Annotated in this window: 17 protein-coding genes; 1 reads left to right on the top strand and 16 read right to left on the bottom strand. The window is 56.9% G+C overall.

The window, feature by feature from the left end; genetic code table 11:
- Positions 1–20: 20 nt before the first annotated feature.
- From CLOEV_RS02725 to CLOEV_RS02710, 4 genes are read right to left on the bottom strand one after another with little or no spacing between them, the layout of a single operon-like run.
- Positions 21–1154 carry an ABC transporter permease gene (locus tag CLOEV_RS02725; protein ID WP_034441795.1) on the bottom strand — a complete coding sequence of 378 codons (1134 nt, stop codon included), beginning with the start codon at positions 1152–1154 and terminating at the stop codon, positions 21–23.
- Positions 1151–2149: an ABC transporter ATP-binding protein gene (locus CLOEV_RS02720; RefSeq protein WP_034441793.1), complete on the bottom strand. Its 999-nt coding sequence runs from the start codon at positions 2147–2149 to the stop codon at positions 1151–1153. The genes CLOEV_RS02725 and CLOEV_RS02720 overlap by 4 nt, the downstream gene beginning before the upstream one ends.
- 1 nt (position 2150) lies before the next feature.
- Positions 2151–3077, bottom strand: coding sequence for an ABC transporter ATP-binding protein (locus tag CLOEV_RS02715; protein ID WP_051484840.1), 927 nt, complete (start codon positions 3075–3077; stop codon positions 2151–2153).
- Entirely contained in the window at positions 3074–4069 is a 996-nt protein-coding gene (locus CLOEV_RS02710; protein WP_008709655.1) for an HlyD family secretion protein, read from the bottom strand. The genes CLOEV_RS02715 and CLOEV_RS02710 overlap by 4 nt, the downstream gene beginning before the upstream one ends.
- A gap of 225 nt (positions 4070–4294) precedes the next feature.
- Here CLOEV_RS02710 and CLOEV_RS02705 point away from each other — a divergent pair, with 225 nt between their 5' ends.
- Positions 4295–4870, top strand: a complete 576-nt coding sequence (locus CLOEV_RS02705) for a TetR/AcrR family transcriptional regulator (RefSeq protein WP_034441791.1) — start codon at positions 4295–4297, stop codon at positions 4868–4870.
- Positions 4871–5128: 258 nt separating this feature from the next.
- Here CLOEV_RS02705 and CLOEV_RS02700 read toward each other — a convergent pair whose 3' ends face one another.
- The 12 genes from CLOEV_RS02700 to CLOEV_RS02635 form a co-directional block, all read right to left on the bottom strand.
- Positions 5129–6085, bottom strand: a complete 957-nt coding sequence (locus tag CLOEV_RS02700) for a magnesium transporter CorA family protein (RefSeq protein WP_034441789.1) — start codon at positions 6083–6085, stop codon at positions 5129–5131.
- Between the two features lie 305 nt (positions 6086–6390).
- Positions 6391–7566, bottom strand: coding sequence for a SufB/SufD family protein (locus tag CLOEV_RS02695; RefSeq protein ID WP_034441787.1), 1176 nt, complete (start codon positions 7564–7566; stop codon positions 6391–6393).
- Positions 7566–8363, bottom strand: coding sequence for an ABC transporter ATP-binding protein (locus tag CLOEV_RS02690; RefSeq protein ID WP_034441785.1), 798 nt, complete (start codon positions 8361–8363; stop codon positions 7566–7568). The genes CLOEV_RS02695 and CLOEV_RS02690 overlap by 1 nt, the downstream gene beginning before the upstream one ends.
- Before the next feature lie 184 nt (positions 8364–8547).
- Positions 8548–9204, bottom strand: coding sequence for a GntR family transcriptional regulator (locus CLOEV_RS02685; protein WP_034441783.1), 657 nt, complete (start codon positions 9202–9204; stop codon positions 8548–8550).
- 83 nt (positions 9205–9287) lie between these two features.
- Complete coding sequence (locus CLOEV_RS02680) at positions 9288–10469, bottom strand: quaternary amine ABC transporter ATP-binding protein (protein WP_034441782.1); 1182 nt, start codon at positions 10467–10469, stop codon at positions 9288–9290.
- Positions 10462–11352: an ABC transporter permease gene (locus CLOEV_RS02675; protein ID WP_051484839.1), complete on the bottom strand. Its 891-nt coding sequence runs from the start codon at positions 11350–11352 to the stop codon at positions 10462–10464. Before CLOEV_RS02675 ends, CLOEV_RS02680 begins: the two co-directional genes overlap by 8 nt.
- A gap of 19 nt (positions 11353–11371) precedes the next feature.
- Complete coding sequence (locus CLOEV_RS02670; RefSeq protein WP_034441780.1) at positions 11372–12385, bottom strand: glycine betaine ABC transporter substrate-binding protein; 1014 nt, start codon at positions 12383–12385, stop codon at positions 11372–11374.
- A gap of 505 nt (positions 12386–12890) precedes the next feature.
- A complete protein-coding gene (locus CLOEV_RS02660) occupies positions 12891–13526 on the bottom strand; it encodes a GNAT family N-acetyltransferase (RefSeq protein WP_034441776.1) in 636 nt (211 codons plus the stop codon).
- An 82-nt stretch (positions 13527–13608) separates the two neighbouring features.
- A complete protein-coding gene (locus CLOEV_RS02655; RefSeq protein WP_034441774.1) occupies positions 13609–14265 on the bottom strand; it encodes a TetR/AcrR family transcriptional regulator in 657 nt (218 codons plus the stop codon).
- Positions 14266–14666: 401 nt separating this feature from the next.
- On the bottom strand, positions 14667–15062 hold the full coding sequence (gene rpsI, locus CLOEV_RS02645; RefSeq protein WP_034441771.1) for a 30S ribosomal protein S9: 396 nt from the start codon (positions 15060–15062) through the stop codon (positions 14667–14669).
- 18 nt (positions 15063–15080) lie between these two features.
- A complete protein-coding gene (gene rplM / locus CLOEV_RS02640; protein WP_034441769.1) occupies positions 15081–15515 on the bottom strand; it encodes a 50S ribosomal protein L13 in 435 nt (144 codons plus the stop codon).
- Positions 15516–15686: 171 nt separating this feature from the next.
- On the bottom strand, positions 15687–16730 hold the full coding sequence (locus CLOEV_RS02635) for a nicotinate phosphoribosyltransferase (protein ID WP_008709638.1): 1044 nt from the start codon (positions 16728–16730) through the stop codon (positions 15687–15689).
- Positions 16731–16740 lie beyond the last annotated feature (10 nt).

Below are 16740 nucleotides of genomic sequence, written 5' to 3'. Positions count from 1 at the left end.
CGCTTTGGCGGCGCGGCCGCTTACGGAACGAAGCGGCGTTTGAACATCAGTATCGAGGCCGTGAACATCACCGCGATGTAGGCGATGAGCGCGAGGGTGTCCCGCCATACGTAGGCGAGGCCGCCGCCCTTCAGGATTATCTGGCGCGAGAGGCTGATGTAATATGTTATCGGCAGACACTCTCCGAGGTAGCGAAAACCCAGCGGCATTGATTCCAGCGGGAAGACAAAGCCCGAAAGGAGCACGCTCGGCAGGATGATGAATACCGACATCTGCAGCGCCTGCGTCTGGTTCTGCGCGAAGCAGGAGATCATTATGCCCAGAGAGAGGCTCGCCACCACGTAGAAGAAGGTGAGGAAGTAGAAGAGGGTGATGCTCCCGAGGAAGGGCATGTTGAAGACGAAGATGCCGACGATGATCGAGATGAACACCTGCACGTAGCCGACGACGATATAGGGGATTATCTTGGAAAAGAGCAGCTCCCAGATCTTCATCGGCGTGACGAGCAGCTGTTCAAGCGTCCCCTGCTCGCTTTCGCGGACGATCGCCATCGACATCATCGATATGAGGGTTATGGTGAGCAGCATCCCCATGATGCCCGGCACGATATACCACGAGGTGATAAAGTCGGGGTTGTACCAGAGGCGTATCCTCATGTCTATGGTCTGCCCCGGCACTTTGACGCCGAGCCGCGAAAATTTCTCCGCCAGTATCTCCTGCGATTTGAGCATGCCGATAGTCTGCGCCGCGGCAAGCGCCGAGGAGGCGCTGAGGTTGTCCGTCGCGTCGATGATCACCTGCACGGAGGTCTGGCGGCCGCCCTTTATCCGGCTCGCGTAATCAGGCGGGAAGACGATGCCGACCTTCGCGCGTCCCGATTCGACGGTCTCGTCGACCTCCTTCACGCTGCCGGCGTATCTGGCGACGTCGAAATAGTTGCTCGAGGTAAGGCTGTTTATCATCGAACGGCTCTCCTGCGTGCGCGACTGGTCGAAGATGACGGTGGGCAGGTGCTTGATGTCGGTGTTGATGGCGAAACCGAAGATGAGCAGCTGCGCCAGCGGCATGAAGACGACTATCGCCAGCGTGATGCGGTCGCGCATGAGCTGTATGAATTCTTTTACTATCAGTGCGTGCATCCGTTCCCAGTTCATTTTATCCCCTCTTTTTCGGCGCCTTTGGCCTGTGACGTAGTTATATTTCCGATCCCGGATATCCGCCCGCTGCCCAGGTCGTCGCCGGCGTGGGATTTAACGAGGTAGACGAAGACGTCCTCCATCGATTGTTCGATGCGCTCTATTTTGCTCTCCGCGAAGATGCCCTCCGCGGTTATCTCCCTATCCGGCGATACGAGCAGGTGTATCTTGTCGCCGAAGAAATAGGAGTCGATCACCGGGCCGTCCTCGCCGGCCTGCACCTTCGCGAGCAGCGCCATCGGGTCGTCCGCCGTCACCTCGTAGAGCTTGCCGGGGATCTTTTTCTTGAGATTATCCGGCGAGTCGTCGGCGATAAGCCTGCCGTAATAGATGAAGGCGACTTTGTTGCAGTGCTCCGCCTCGTCCATGAAATGGGTGGTGACCATCACGGTGGTGCCATCCGCGGCGAGGTCGTAGATGATGTCCCAGAAGAGCAGGCGCGCCTTGGGGTCGACGCCGCTCGTCGCCTCGTCGAGGAAAAGTATCTTCGGTTTATGGAGGATGGCGCATCCGAGCGCGAGCCGCTGCCGCCAGCCTCCCGAGAGGGCGGAGGTCGGTTCGTTTTCGCGCCCGACGAGCCCCGCGAGATCAAGCATTTCATCGATGCGTTTTTTCTTTGCCGCGCCCGTAAGTCCGTAGAGCCCGGAATAGAGGTTGAGGTTCTCAAGCACGGAGAGCTCGGGATAGAGCGAGAACTTCTGCGACATGTAGCCGATCTTCTCTTTCAATTCCTGTCCGTTCGATGCGAGGTCGAGCCCAAGGACGAGCCCCTTGCCCGAGGTGGGGGCGAGCAGGCCGCAGAGCATCCTGATCGTCGTCGATTTTCCCGCTCCGTTGGGGCCGAGAAAGCCGTAGACTTCCCCCTCTTCGATGGACATGTTTATATCGTCGACGGCGGTGAAGCTGCCGAATTTTTTCGTCAGATGTTCTGTCTGTACCACTACGGGAGGCATCTTAATCCTCCTTTCCCGCGAAGGCGACGAAGAGGTCCTCGAGGCCCGGATCGATATCGCGCAGTCCGGGCGGAGTGCCTCCGTGTTCCCTGAAGGCCGCCTCGACGGAACGGCGCGCGCCGCAGGCGTCGTCCGTCACGATATGGTATTTCGAACCGAACATGTTGGCGTCCACGATATGCGGGCGGCCCGCAAGCCAGCCGCGGACCTCGCGGCCGCCGCTGTCAAGGCTCAGCAGTTTGTAGGGATAGCGCGAGAGCAGCTCGCCCGTCGTGCCGACGTCAAGTATCTTTCCGTTGTTGAGGAAGAGCTTGCGCGTGCAGAGCTCGGCCTCGTCCATATAAGGAGTGCTGACCACGATCGTGAGCCCCTCGTGGTTGAACTGGTAGAGCAGCGCCCAGAACTCGCGCCGCGCCACGGGGTCTACGCCCGTCGTCGGCTCGTCAAGCAGCAGTATCTCCGGCGTGTTGAGCAGCCCGATCGCCAGCGCCAGCTTCTGCTTCATGCCTCCCGAGAGGTTCCCCGCGAAACGGTCGCGGAACCCCCATAGTCCGACGCGCGAAAGGATGTATTCCGCGCGCGCCACGACCTCGCTCACGGGCTTGCCGTAGAGCGAGCCGAAAAGGTTGATATTCTCCATGACGCTCATGTTCATATAAAGGCTGAAGAGCTGCGGCACATAGCCCGCCATGACGCGCGCCCTTCTCCTGTCCGCCGAACCGAGCAGCATACACTCGCCGCCGTCGGGGTTGATGATCCCCATCGCGATGCGCATCATCGTCGTCTTCCCCGCCCCGTCCGGGCCGATGAATCCGAATATTTCCCCTCTCTTTATCTCCAGATCCACGCCGTCGAGAGCGCGCTGCGCGCCGAAGCTTTTCGCGACGCCGCGATAAGAGAGGATGCGCTCCTGCGCGGCCGCCGTCATAATATCGTGACGTCGGCCGGCATTCCGGGCTTTATGACGCCCTCCGTGTCGTTGATGGATATCTTTATCCAGAAGACCATATTCGCGCGCTCGTTCTGCGTCAGCGACATGCGCGGATTATATTCGGCCTGCTGGTTGACCTCCGTTACGGTCGCCTCGAAGGCGCGTTTGGGGAAGGGATCTACATAGACGCTGCACTTCGCGCCCAGCTTGATAAGGCCAAGCTGCGTCGAGGGGATATAGAGCTTGACCCAGCAGTCGTTCATATCGCCGAGAGTGGCGATGGGCGCGCCAGCGTTCACGACGTCGCCGACCTGATAGTTTTTCGTCAGTACGACGCCGTCCGCGGGCGAGTAAAATTCTTTATAGCCTACCAGGGTCTTGGCCTTTCGGTAAGCGGATTCGGCGCGCGCGACATTAGCCTCCGCCGCCGCTATCTGCTCGGGGCGCATGCCGTTTTCCAACAGCCGCACCTGGTCGGAGGCCGCCTGCATCGCGCTGCGGGAGGCTTTCGCCGCCTCGCTGTAGAGCTCCGCGTCCCGCTCCGCCACCACGCCGTCTGCCGCAAGCGCCGCAAAGCGCTTTTCGTCGCGCCGGGCCTGCTCATACTGCACACGGCGCGCGGCGAGCTCGGCCTTCGCCTTTGAGATATCCTCCTTGCGGAAACCGTTTTTCAACTCGTCAAGCTGCGCCTTCGCGCCGGCAAGAGCCGCCTCCGCCATCTTCAGCTCGTCGTCGGCCCCGTCCATTGAGAGGCGCGCGATGAACTGCCCTTTCCTGACATGGTCGGACTCCTCCACCGCGAGCTCCACGATCCGCCCGCCGGCGAGCGGCGCGAGCTGCACCTGCGTCACCTCGACAGTTCCCGAGGCCCTGACATATTTGTCCTTTGGCTTCTCCTTAAAGTAGATGGCGACGGATGAGCCGACGATAAGTATCACTAAAATCGCTATGAGGATCCTCTTGCCTGTAAAGAATTCCGAGACCTTCATCTAACTGCTCCCTTCGAAAAGGCTTTTCCGATAATTTTTTTATTATCCATTCCCTGCCGATAAAAGTCAAAGAGCAAATGACGCAGCTTATAACTTTTTCAGCATCCATATTAGAACGAACGTTCGTATTATAACAAAAGTACCTGCAGTGTCAATCCACAGCAATTGTGATATATTTATTTCTTAGGGAGATGAACGCCGTGTACGGAGAAAGGATATGCCGTTTTGTACGCTGAAGAGAGGGATACGTCGAAAAGAATACTGGAGGCCGCGCTTGACCTTATTTCACAGAGGGGATACGCCAATGTCTCCATGCGCGACATCGCCAGGCAGGCCGGCGTCGCCATCAGCCAGATCGCCTACCATTACAAAAACAAAGAGGGGCTCTTCATCGCCCTGATAAGACAGGTCAAAGAATCTTTTCTCGGCGACATTCAGGAAAAGATGAGCCGGATCTCCACCTCGGACGAGTTTATCGATTTTCTCTGCGAATATTCAAAAGAGAGCATCGTCAGGGACTCCGACATCCACCGGCTGCGCCTTGAATTTTCCAACCTCGCGATGGGCCCCGGGCCCTTCAGGGCGGAATTCAGCACCCTCGTCGGCGAACTCTTGGACATCGTCGCCTCGTACGTCTCCGACTACGCCCCCCACCTGGAGATCCTGAAGACACATTCACCGCGGCAAGTCGCGAATTTTATCATCGCCCTCATCCTCGGCGTCTCCACGCAGTATCTTGCGGAGGGCAAGGATAAGAGGGCCCTTGAAACAATAGACATCCTGAAAGCGGCGATAAAATAAAGCCGGCCCAGTCCCAACCATAAAAAGGAGGGCGCTGGCATCGCAGCCGCCCTCCCGTTTCGTATCTTTTGTCCGTTTGATTTAGTGAATCGCTGATTATATGCACCATCCGCGTCACAGGCAGCCCCCGACCGTGGCTCCAACGTATGCTAATACGCCTCCGCCCCGCTCAAGGGCTGCCTGTTTAGCGGCTGGCACATCTAATCAGCGGACGATACGTCAGGTTTTATGTGACAAAGTGAATTAATCAGTGTTTCTTTAGAAGAGCCGCTTCTTCCAGAGCACCCAGATAGAGACGATCGTCAGCCCCAGCGCGACGATGCTGACGATGACGAATCCCATCGGATCGCCCTCCCAGGGGACGGGAACGTTCATGCCGAAGAAGCTGGCCACCATCGTCGGGATAGCCATGACGATGGTTATCGAGGCGAGGAATTTCATCACGATGTTCAGGTTGTTGGAGATGACGGAGGCGAAGGCGTCCATCATCCCCGCGAGGACGTCGGTCTGTATCTGCGCCATCTCGATCGCCTGGTCGTATTCGACACGGACGTCGTCGAGCAGCTCTTCGTCCTCCTCGCGGAATTTGATGATGTGGCTCACCTGCGGGTTGGAACAGAGACGCAGCAGCCTTTCCACGACGACCTTGTTGGAGCGCAGGGACATTGAATAGTAGGTGAGCCCCTTTTGCAGGTCGAGCAGCTGGAAGAGCTCCTCGTTCTTCATCGACTTGCGCAGGTCCTGCTCTATCTGGTCGGAACGGCGCGTCATCTGACGCAGGTCTTTCAGGAAGAGCATCGCCGAACGGTACAGTATCTGGAATAAGAGCCGCGTGCGCTTGAAGGTGCTGAAATAACGGAAGCGCGTCTCGGAAAAATTCTGGATGACGTCGTTGTATTCCTGGCAGATGGTGACGATGTAATCAGGGGTGATTATAATGCCGAGCGGTATCGTGTCGTATTCATAGACATGCGAGTCATGATTTATCGGAACATTTATAAGGACAAGGATATGGTTATCCTCTATCTCAATACGAGACGATTCCTCGGGGTCAAGCGCGGACCTGATGAAGTCCTGCGGCGCCTCCGTTATCGCCTCTACCGCGTTGAGTTCGTCCGCCGACGGGCGTACAAGGTTTATCCACGCGCCGACCTCTATCCGGTCGGGCGTCAGCTCGATGAGCTGCGACTCGGTGGTCTTGGTGATCTTTAACATAAAATTCCCTCCGTACCCGCATCGCCCGGGTACGAAACGGCCCGGGGTCTGCTAGATGAAAATTAAAAGAGATTGTCCCACAGGTTCAGGACTGGGGCCGCTTGCGTCCATAAAAAAGAGTTCTCCCTTCTCAGGCATAATGCCCGATTTTCCATAGCGTCAACTAATAAATTTTAGTCTTTCAGATGATTGAGGTCAAGTAAAAATTACGTGACAGATAACGCTGTAAGCCGCCGCATATCTGCAAGACGGGCGCTCTCTTTGGCGAGAGCGCCCGTCGTTTACAGCCATAGCCGCACAGCAGGTCACATCGCCCCGGCGGCCGTCGATTCCTCGATCGTCCGCTCCACGTCTTTGCGCAGCAACTCCGGCAGGCCGAGGATGTCGAGCGAGAGGAAGCCTTTGATGATCAGCGACTGCGCCTCGGTCTCGGAGAGGCCGCGCGCCATGAGATATTCCGTCTCCTCCTGGTTTATCTTGCCGACCGCCGCCTCGTGCGACATCTCTAGGTCTTTATGGCGCGCCTCAAGCTCCGGTATTGCGTGGATCTTGCCCTGGTTTGAGAGCAGCAGGCCGTTGCATTCCAGGTGCGCCTTGACGCCCGCCTCTTCGCCGATGAGGTGGCCGCGCGCGTAGATGTCACCTCCGGTGGAGACGGTGCGCGAGACGATCTCCGCGCGGCTACCCCCCCCGCGCAGATAGACGCGCGAGCCGGTGTCCATCTTCGAACCGGGACCCGCCATCAGCACGGTGTTGAATGTGGCGACGGAGTCCTCGCCGTTGAGATAGACAGTCGGGTACATCTGCAGGTCTTTTGCCGGTTTGAGGCAGATGTAGTTGGAGATGTAGCGGCCCCCCTCTTCGACGACGACGACGGTACGCGGGCGCACCGACATCTCCTCGGCCCAGTCGTGGACCATCGTGAAGGAGAGCGTCGCCCCCTTCTTGACATACATCTCAGAGACCCCGACATGGAGGCCGGAGCGCACGTTGGGGCCGGAGGCGCAGCCGGAGATGATATTAAGCTCCGAACCCTCCTCCGCGATGACGATATTGTGCACGTCCTGCGCCAGCGCGTCCGTCTCAATGTACATGCAGGCCTGGACGGGATAGTCGACCTTCGCGCCCTTTTCGGTGCGGATGAAGTATCCGCCCTCGGAACGCTTCGCCGCCAATTCGGTGAAGGGGTCTTTTTCTTTCTCGATGATCTTCCAGCAGTAGTCTTTGAGCCCGTCATACTTAAAGAGCGCGTAGGAGATGGGCATCAGCTCCACGCCCTTGAGGTTCGCGTTGCAGTAGACGGTGTTATGGTCGGCGTGGACAAAGGTCCCCGCCGCCTTCTCCTCGTCGTCGATACCGGCCCGCAGAAGCCTTTCACGATCACCGGCGGGAAGTTCGGCGATATTTTTTATCTCGTCATGGACGGGAGCGTCGGCTCTGAAATCGTCCAGATGTTCGTCCACACGGAATTCTTCTTTCATCAGCCCTCACTCCTTTCGCAGCCCGCGCAGCGGAAGCATTCGGTATAGCCGTGGCTCCTTATCTCACCGAGCAGTTCCAGGGCGTTTCCCGAGCAGACTATTTCGCCGTTCATCAGCACATGTCCCTTATCGACATAGAGATGATCCATTATCTGCCCTGTATGCGTGATGATGAGGCCGGATTTATAATCGGCACGGCGGCTCTTGATCGAGCGGCGGCAGGCCGCGCCGTCAAAGCTGTCGCGCCCGAGGGCGATGCGCGCCGCCTTGCCGATCAGCGCCATATTCTCCAGGTCGACGCCCGATTCCGGCTCGTCGAGACAGACGAGCTCCGGCGACTGGAGAATTATCTGAAGCATCTCCGTGCGCTTCATCTCTCCGCCGGAGAGCCCGGCGTTTATCTCGCGGTCGAGGAATTCTTCGGCGTCGAGCTTTGCCGCCGTCTTCTCGATCTCCTCCCGCGAGAGGTTAGGGCTGCCGAAGGAGATCAGCGAACGCAGCGTCACACCCTTTATCGTCGGCGGCCGCTGGAAGGAGATGCCTACCCCCAGCCGCGCGCGCTCGTCGATTGTCGCGCCGGTGATATCCCGTCCCTTAAAATATATCGCGCCGCGCGTTATCTTATAGCGTGAAAAGCCGATCACGGTATTGAGCAGCGTCGTCTTGCCAGAGCCGTTGGGGCCAAAAAGCGCGTGTATCTCGCCCTCTCCGACCGAAAGCGAGACTCCCTTTAAGACAGCGCGCCCCTCCACGGAGACATGCAGATCCTCTATTTCCAGTAATTTATCACCAGTCATTGGCTCAACTCATCTTCTTTCGTACCCAATTTAGCGGGAACGTTCCGCTTGCATATCTCTTGAAGTATATATCTTAATTAAAATTTGTTAAAGCTCCGGCGCGCGCGGGCCGCGTAACGGCATCCGCGCCGGAGGCCAACCTCCGGCGCGGACCATTGCGGCGTTATGTTCCCTGACAAAGTATCTACATGTTGGCGTTTGAGAGGGAAAGTTCGCCTTTTGTCAGGTGCAGCACCCGGTCGATACAACGCTCATCCCCCACATAATAGAGGACGTCCCCCTCGCGAAGGCTCATGTGCGGCCCCGGGGAGAGCATACAGGCGCCGCCCCGCCCGATAGCGACTATCGTCGCGCCGGTGTTCTGCCAGAATTTCAGGTCGGAGAGGCTCCGCCCCGTACATGGCGCCCCCTCCTGCACCGTGGCCTCATAGGGGGTGAAGGGGTTGCTGGAACGGAACTGCTCCGCGTGGCTCACCAGACTCTCTATCTCGTCCTTCAGTTTCCCGCACTGGCTGAATACCTCTTCGGCCATTTTTTTAATGCTGTGCCTGTACCCCGACAGGGTCTTATAGTCTTTGGACTGCCGGAGAAACTTCATGGCGTTGTCATAGGAGATGATATGTACGCCGCTGCCCTTGGTCGCCTCGACAATGCCGAGATCGGCCAGTACGGCGATAGCCCGCCTCGCCGTCTCCGGCGAGACGGAATAGGTGCTCGCAATGAGCGAACGGGCATATATCCGCTCCCCGACCCTGTATTGGCGGTTTACGATCTTTGCCGCGATATCCACCGCGACCTGTCTGTAACGGGGACTGCTTACCGGGACATCTTCCTCTGTCATCAACAGAAAACCTGCGCTTTCTTCTTTGATATGTGTGGTTCCGATAGGGGAAATACTATCACAAGCGGCATAAAAGGCAACCGTCATACCAAAGAAGAGAGCACCGCTGCGCGGCTCACGATGCCCTTCAGCACTCCGTCGGAATCAACGACCGCGATCGGATAACGGGTGCCCGCGGCGAGAGGGATGATGTCGCTCAGCAGGGTGTCCTCCGTCGTCGTCACCGGTTCCCGCTCGATAGCCTCGGAGAGCGGCGTCTTGTCCCGCAGACATTTCAGCGCCGCGTCCATCGGGATCACTCCCACGAGCCGCATCCTGTCGTCCACGACGTAGGCGCTGGAAAGGTTGCCGTGGCTCATCTCGCGGATGGCGCCGGCGGGGTCGTTTCTCGCGCGGATCAGGCAGGCGGGCACCGTCATAATGTTCTTCGCCGTTAGCACCTGCGAACGGTCGGCTCCTTCGATGAAGGCGCGCACATAATCGTCGGCCGGATTGGCGGACATCTCCTCTGGGGTATCGACCTGAATTATCCTGCCGTCCCTCATGATCGCGACGGTATCTCCGAGCTTGAAGGCCTCGTCGATGTCGTGCGTAATGAAGAGGACGGTCTTATTGAGCTTCCGCTGTATCTGGAGAAATTCAAACTGTATCTCGCGGCGCACGATAGGGTCGAGCGCCGAGAAGGGTTCGTCCATCAGCAGGACCTCCGGGTCGTTCGCCAGCGCGCGGGCGATGCCGACGCGCTGCTTCATACCCCCCGAAAGGCTTGAGATCGCCTTGTCCTCCCAGCCGTCGAGGCCGACCATGCGGATAAATTCCAGCGCCTTGGCGCGCCTCTCCTCCGGCGGGATGCCGCGCACCTCAAGGCCGTAGGCGACATTATCCATCACGGAACGGTGCGTGAAGAGGCCGAAGTGCTGAAAGACCATCGAGACCTTGTCGCGCCGAAAATCCAGCAGCTCTTTTTTCTTCATTGAATCTATCTCTCTTCCCTCAAAGAGGACATGTCCCGAGGTCGGACGGAGAAGCTGATTGAAGCAGCGCACAAGCGTCGACTTCCCGGAGCCGGAGAGACCGATGATGACGAAAAGCTCTCCGCGCTTCACCTGAAAGTTCACGTCCCACAGCGCGACGGTGGCACCGGTCTTGGAGTATACCCCGGCCTTATCGGAGCCCTCCTCCATCATCCGCACTGCTTCCCTCTTCGAAGAGCCGTAGATGACAGAAAGGCTGCGGGCCTCGAGGATGATCTCCGGACTAACCATCGGCCTCTTCCCCCAAAACGTCCTGACGTTTGACGGCGACCTGCGTCAGCCGGTCAAGAATTATCGCGAGCATGACGATGCAGATGCCGGGGAAGAGCGCCCGGCCGACCTCCACACGGTTCGTGGCGATGAGTATTTCCATGCCCAGCCCCTTCGCGCCGATGAGGGCGCAGGTGACGACCATCGACATCGCCATCATGATCGTCTGGTTGACACCGGCCATGATGGTCGGCTTCGCCTGCGGTATCTGCACCTTCATGAGCGTCTGAATCTTCGTCGAACCAAAGGCATAGGAGGCCTCAAGCATCTCCTTATCGACATATATCAGCCCGTGGCTCGTCATGCGCACCATCGGAACGATCGCGTAGGTCGCCGTCGCGATCAGCGCCGGCGTCATCCCCACCTGAAAAAGCAGCACCGCCGGCACCAGGTAGACCCACGAGGGCATCGTCTGCATCGTGTCGAGAATGGGACGCACTATCCTGTTGGCCCGCGGGTTGACGGCGAGAAAGACCCCCAGCGGAAAACCGAGCACGACGCAGACGGCCACCCCCATGACCACAATGCTGAGCGTCTCTATCATCTCGTTCCAGAGCCCGCAGCTGCCGATAAAGATGAGCATCGCGCCGTATAACGCCCCCACATACCACTTTTTCATCAAGTACCACGAGAGCAGCGCGACAAAGAGCACAATCACCACCCAAGGAACAGAGGAGAGAAACCACCTGACGCAGTTGATCATAAAGATGATCCCTGATTTTATGAGTTCCAGTCCGCTTCGGTGGTCACGGGCGAACTCCATCACCATGGCATCGATCACCTTGCCGGCCTTAAACTGCCAGCTCTGCGGAAAGTTCAGTATATACTGCTGTACGAAGTCCATAAAAATCTCCGTCCCCGTATCAATCAAGTGTCTTCAGGTAATCACGCAGCTTCTTCGCATTTTCCGCCGGCAGCCACTGCTCCAGCAGTTCGTCATTGCCCTTGAGGAGCCACACCGCGGTCTGGTCTATGCCGTCCTGCGTCTCGTCGAGATGCGCGAGCGCCTTTGATATCAGGCTGCTGCCCGTTTTGTACTTTTTAAAGAACTCTGCCAGTTCCGGAGCCTTGGTGAGAAACTTTTTGCTTGCGACGATCTTCAGCTCCTGATCGGGAAAGGCGCATTCTCCTTTGAGATAAAGCGCCGCGTCGTAAGGCCGGTCGTCCAGCAGCACGAGGTCCAGCCTGCCGGTGACCGCCGTCGGCTCGTAGCAGTATCCGACCCAGGGGAGCCCCTGGTTATAGGCCGAGGTCAGCGAGGCGAAGAGCGTTGATTCGTCTCCAAGCCGCACATATTCATAATGTTTATTCAGGCCGTAGGCCTCATACTTTTTGTAGAGGATCTCATCCGCCATCCAGCCGGGCAGGGAACCGTAGATGCGTCCGCGCCCCGCTTTTTCATCATCAGGGAATACCTGCCAGTATTTTACGAGGTCCGCGACGCTCTTTAGCCCCGAAGCCAGCGCTTTGATGCCGCGGGCGGGGTCTCCCTCTATCACATAGCGCGGCACATAAAGTCCCTGTTTGCTGTCGGGGACCAGCGTTCCAAGGTCGACGATATCGCCGCGCGCGATATCGTCGGGATATGAGGGTACGTTGAAGGTCCAGCTTTCGATATCGAGATCGACCTCCCCCGCGAGCAGCGACTGCCAGTTCATCGTTGAAGAGGCGGCCGACGTTCCAAATTCGTAGCCGTCATAGGCATGCTCGACCACAAGTTTCGCTATCGCGTTGTGGAGATTCTGACTGTCCCAATTGTTCGCGCTCGCCGTAATTACGGTCTTCTCCGTCTCCTTTTGGCCAAAGGCCGTAAAGAGCCCGGCCACTGCCAACACCGCTGCTGCGGCTAACAAGATATTCCTGCCTTTTTTCGTCATGCTTTTCCCCTCTTTTCCATAAGTTTTGGTTTTCCTTGACGGAGCGGGCGGAGAAAACAGTAAAGAAGAGACCAACAGCAGGCTCCTATCAGCCTCTAAATAAAGGAACGCGGAACCGCCCCTTTTTATGAATACCCAAACCTAACGAGGTAAACAAAGACAACATGCTGTGACAGCCTGCCGTCTTTCCACAGTTTCGGCGACGCTGTCCGTACTGTTTTTTCTCAGCCGCCCATACAAGAGCAAATAACAACTTTATACTATATTTAAAGTTGTTACTTTGTCAAGGCATATGTCAAAAAGAGCGGCCTTCAAAAATTTAAAATTTACGAAAGAGGAGAACGGCGCGGGAGCGAAAAAACGAACTCCGCCGCTGACGCGGCGGGGTTCGTCGTTGACCTCGAGCCACGATGGCGCGAGGCAATTATCCGGTTTTATCAATTATGATCTCAGGATTTAATTTCTTATCGAGCCTGTCCTATCCCTCCGACACGGATAATTCGTCTCATTCGACAAAAGAACGGCTCATAATATAAAATTCATCCTGGCTGGGCTGATACCTCTTTTCCATTTTTTCCAGAGCATCGTCATACTGCCGGGCCGCCTGCTCCGAGATCGCCATCACCGGGCTGTCGTAGTAGGTCCATTTTCTGCCGTCAAAGACATTGGGGGTGAGCTCCTTTACCATCATCGCCGCGGGGAATTTATTATTTTCCAGACAGACGTTATATTTTTTGCAGCTCTTGAAACCGCTGCTCACATAGTTTACCGGACTGCCAAATATGACGACGGCGTCGTAGCCAAGCACCAACGCCTCTTGAAAGGAATGCTCCAAGAGCATCTTCCCATAGCCCTTTCTTTGATGTTCAGGGGCGATGCAGACGGGGCCAAAGGTGAGTGTCTCTTTTTTCGTCCCCGCCTCGTCGATCAGCTTAGCTTTCGTGTACATGATGTTTCCGATTACCTGTCCGTCAAGTTCGATCACAAAATCCAGCTCCGCGATAAAATCCTCATGCCCGCGCATGATATGAACTAAATAATGTTCCGCGCACCCGGGAATATAGAGGTTATAAAAGGCTTTCCTGGTGATATCCTCTACTGTTTTGTAATCTGTTTCTCTTTCGTTTCTTATCTTTATCACTGCAAATTCTCCTCATTTCTTATTAATACTGCCTTTAACGAACGCGGGCGTCCCTTATCTCCGCATACCTGGCGCGGCACATTCAGCTTTTATGATCCCCGCCGTCAGCCGCTTCTTCGCCATCCGAGGCATATTTTTCTATGAACCCTTCAACGTGCGCCGTAAAAAGCTCCGCCGTCGCTCTCTTTTCGGGCTCACTTAAGGCGGCGTCGGAGATACTCAGCAGCAGGTAAAAGGGCGCGTAAAATTCCACCGCCATTTGCCGGGGATTTCCCTTATGCCAAAGCCCCCGCCCCATCATCTCACGGAATAAATCTTCCGTATAACCGAGCGGCCCGCTTGTAAAGGCCCGGTGATACAGTTCCGTCAATTCCGGATTTCGATATTGTTCCAGCGTCAGCATCCTGCGAAAATTACAGGCGGTCTCATCCTCCGACCAATAACGAAACTGCGCCTCCATAAATGTCTTTAGCCCCTCTACGGTGGCATAACGAAAGGGCAGGGGCGTTTCATCAAAGGTTTTCTCGGGAACTTTTGATGTTTTCGCCCGTTCCGCATCCAGCTGAAAGATATGCGCCACGATGCTGTCATAGATGTCGCGCTTATTTTTGTAGTGCTTATAAAGCGCGCCCTTCGTCATGCCCAATTCTCCCGCGATCCGGCTCACAGAGACCGCCTCATATCCATCCTGCGCAAACAGCCGAAGGGCGGTTACGAGAATTTTTTCCTTTGTTCCCATCTTCTTACGCCTCCCGTAAGTAAACGAGCGTTTACTGAATATTATAGTAAACGCTCGTTTACCTGTCAAGGCAGCAAAGTTTATAAATCTGCCGCTTCGCCAGGCCAAACGGACGGCGTCGGCTTCCGGGGCGGCGCATAGTTCAGCAGCCGCCCCACGGCACCGGCCGTTCAATGTTTTTGTTTGTACATTTGCGGCCTCCGCCCTGAGGCAGCTGTGGATCGATATTTTTTATGTTCCCGCGGAGGTATGGCCAGCGTCCTTCGTTAAACGGATTGAAAGACGAAAAAACGGCGCTGCCGAAGCAGCGCCGTTTTCTGAAAGTGATCGTATCTTGTTTGACAATCGCCGCCAAAATTGGACGGCCTTTACTTTTTGAACAGTAAGCGGCTCCCGCGCGATTAACGCTTTGAGAACTGCTTGTTCGCGCGCGCGCCCTTGAGTCCGACCTTCTTGCGCTCGACCATACGTGAGTCGCGCGTGAGGAGTCCGGCCTTTTTAAGCACGGGGCGTACATTGGGATACATCTTGAGCAGCGCTCTCGCCACACCGAGGCGGATGGCTCCGGCCTGTCCGGTGAGGCCGCCGCCATGGGCGTTCACAAAGACGTCTATTTTACCTTCGACACCTGCCGCCGCGAGGGGCTCAACGGCCTGCGAGGCCCAGTAGAAACGGGGGAGGTAGTCTTTTACTTCACGGTTGTTGATGAGGAACTGGCCGGTGCCTTCGCAGATGCGTACACGGGCGATAGCGTTCTTTCTTCTGCCTGTTCCCCAAAGGAATTTTTTGTCTGCCATTTTATTCCACCTCTATCCTTAGTCTATCTGCTCGGGCTTCTGGGCCGCGTGCGGATGTGCCGCTCCGGCATATACCTTAAGTTTGCGGTACATGTCGCGGCCAAGCTTCGTCTTCGGGAGCATTCCCCATACCACGCGCTCTACGAGGCGTTCGGGGCGGCGCTCAAGAATCTGTTTGTATGTGAGCACTTTAAGTCCGCCGGGGTGTCCGGAGTGCTTTGAGATGGTGGACTGGGTAAGTTTATTGCCGGTGAGGCCTACCTTCTCGGCGTTGATGACGACCACAAAATCACCTGTGTCCACGTGGGGGGTGTAGGTGGGTTTGTGCTTGCCGGAGAGTATGCGGGCTACCTGTACTGCGAGACGGCCAAGGGGTTTGTTTTCAGCGTCGATGATATACCATTTGTGCTCGACTTCTTCGCCTTTGGCCATGAAGGAACGTGTGCCTATCATGGATCTTCCTCCTTAAGAAAGAGAGTCAATTCTTAGTTTTATTTTTTATTTTATATCTCAAAGCGTTTTCTACCGGCTCCCTTCTGCCGTGGCATGCGCATCCTTACGTAACGTCGGAGGCCGGCATGGGAGACGCTCCCGGTCATCGTGGGGGAGGACCGGGCGGCGGGGCTAGAGCACGCGTTTAAGCTTAGGGTTCGGTATTATTCCCGGCAGGCGTCCTCTCTTCGCGATCGGTCTGCCGTTGACCATCTTTATATCCATCGTCATGTCGCGCTGCGCGCCGTTCGTGATGTAGCTGCCTACGCCGTAAACGTCCGCGCCGGCTTCGTTCATGACCTTGATGCGCTCCGGCGTCAGTCCGCCGGTGGCGATTATCTGAACTTTGTTATAGCCCGCCGTATCCAGCCGCCAGCGTATTTCGCGCACGAGATCCGGCGTCACGCCGCCGCGCTCGCCGGGCGTGTCGAGGCGGATGCCAGAGAGTTTGTCGCCGAGAGCCTCCGCGACCCTCATCGTCTCTTCCGCTTCGTCCTTGAAGGTATCGACGAGGACTATCCTCGGCTCTTCGGCAGGGACCTGCGCGTCGTAGAGTTTCGCGAGCTTCACCGTGTCCCCGACCATCAGTATCGCCGCGTGCGGCACCGTACCCTTGGGTTCCTCGCCGCAGAGCTTCGCGGCAAGGATGCAGCTCATAGCGCTGCAGCCGGCGATCTTCGCCGCCCGCTCCATTACGGGAGCGATGGCGGGATGGACGTGGCGCGCGCCGAAACAGAGGACGTTTCTGCCTTCCGCCGCTTCCACGCATTCTTTGGCGGCCGTGGCCCAACCGGTCGATGAGGCGAGCATGCCGAGCAGCACCGTCTCGTAAAGGCCGAATGATTCGTAGGTGCCGGTTATGCGCATCACGACCTCTTTAGCCTCGAAGCTTTCGCCCTCCGACAGCGCCTCCACCCGGGGAGGGTTCGGAAGTTTGCGGAAGAGGTTCAATACCTCTTCGGAGCCGGCGAAGGTGCCCGGCTTACGGGTGAAGACTTCGGCGACCACCGGAGTTTCAAGCAATCCGGCGGATCTCAGGACGTCGCGCGTCTTGAGGAAATAGATGTCCGTGGTCCAGCCTGTCAATATTTCCTCATGGGTAGCGGAAAAGAGGCGGCCGTCGACAGGCTCGTATGAGGCGATGTCTTTCTGGCCGTCCAGGGGGTTTACGGTCATATCACGATCC

Source organism: Cloacibacillus evryensis DSM 19522 (assembly GCF_000585335.1).
GTDB classification, from domain to species: Bacteria; Synergistota; Synergistia; order Synergistales; family Synergistaceae; genus Cloacibacillus; species Cloacibacillus evryensis.
The sequence above is the reverse complement of the archived record's forward strand: the minus strand, read 5'-3'. Positions and strand labels throughout refer to the sequence as shown.

Coding starts and splice junctions, on each gene's coding strand:
- CLOEV_RS02725 (WP_034441795.1), bottom strand. CDS start 1,154: ATGAACTGGGAACGGATGCACGCACTGATAGTAAAAGAATTCATACAG.
- CLOEV_RS02720 (WP_034441793.1), bottom strand. CDS start 2,149: ATGCCTCCCGTAGTGGTACAGACAGAACATCTGACGAAAAAATTCGGC.
- CLOEV_RS02715 (WP_051484840.1), bottom strand. CDS start 3,077: ATGACGGCGGCCGCGCAGGAGCGCATCCTCTCTTATCGCGGCGTCGCG.
- CLOEV_RS02710 (WP_008709655.1), bottom strand. CDS start 4,069: ATGAAGGTCTCGGAATTCTTTACAGGCAAGAGGATCCTCATAGCGATT.
- CLOEV_RS02700 (WP_034441789.1), bottom strand. CDS start 6,085: ATGTTAAAGATCACCAAGACCACCGAGTCGCAGCTCATCGAGCTGACG.
- CLOEV_RS02695 (WP_034441787.1), bottom strand. CDS start 7,566: ATGAAAGAAGAATTCCGTGTGGACGAACATCTGGACGATTTCAGAGCC.
- CLOEV_RS02690 (WP_034441785.1), bottom strand. CDS start 8,363: ATGACTGGTGATAAATTACTGGAAATAGAGGATCTGCATGTCTCCGTG.
- CLOEV_RS02685 (WP_034441783.1), bottom strand. CDS start 9,204: ATGACAGAGGAAGATGTCCCGGTAAGCAGTCCCCGTTACAGACAGGTC.
- CLOEV_RS02680 (WP_034441782.1), bottom strand. CDS start 10,469: ATGGTTAGTCCGGAGATCATCCTCGAGGCCCGCAGCCTTTCTGTCATC.
- CLOEV_RS02675 (WP_051484839.1), bottom strand. CDS start 11,352: ATGGACTTCGTACAGCAGTATATACTGAACTTTCCGCAGAGCTGGCAG.
- CLOEV_RS02670 (WP_034441780.1), bottom strand. CDS start 12,385: ATGACGAAAAAAGGCAGGAATATCTTGTTAGCCGCAGCAGCGGTGTTG.
- CLOEV_RS02655 (WP_034441774.1), bottom strand. CDS start 14,265: ATGGGAACAAAGGAAAAAATTCTCGTAACCGCCCTTCGGCTGTTTGCG.
- rpsI (WP_034441771.1), bottom strand. CDS start 15,062: ATGGCAGACAAAAAATTCCTTTGGGGAACAGGCAGAAGAAAGAACGCT.
- rplM (WP_034441769.1), bottom strand. CDS start 15,515: ATGATAGGCACACGTTCCTTCATGGCCAAAGGCGAAGAAGTCGAGCAC.
- CLOEV_RS02635 (WP_008709638.1), bottom strand. CDS start 16,730: ATGACCGTAAACCCCCTGGACGGCCAGAAAGACATCGCCTCATACGAG.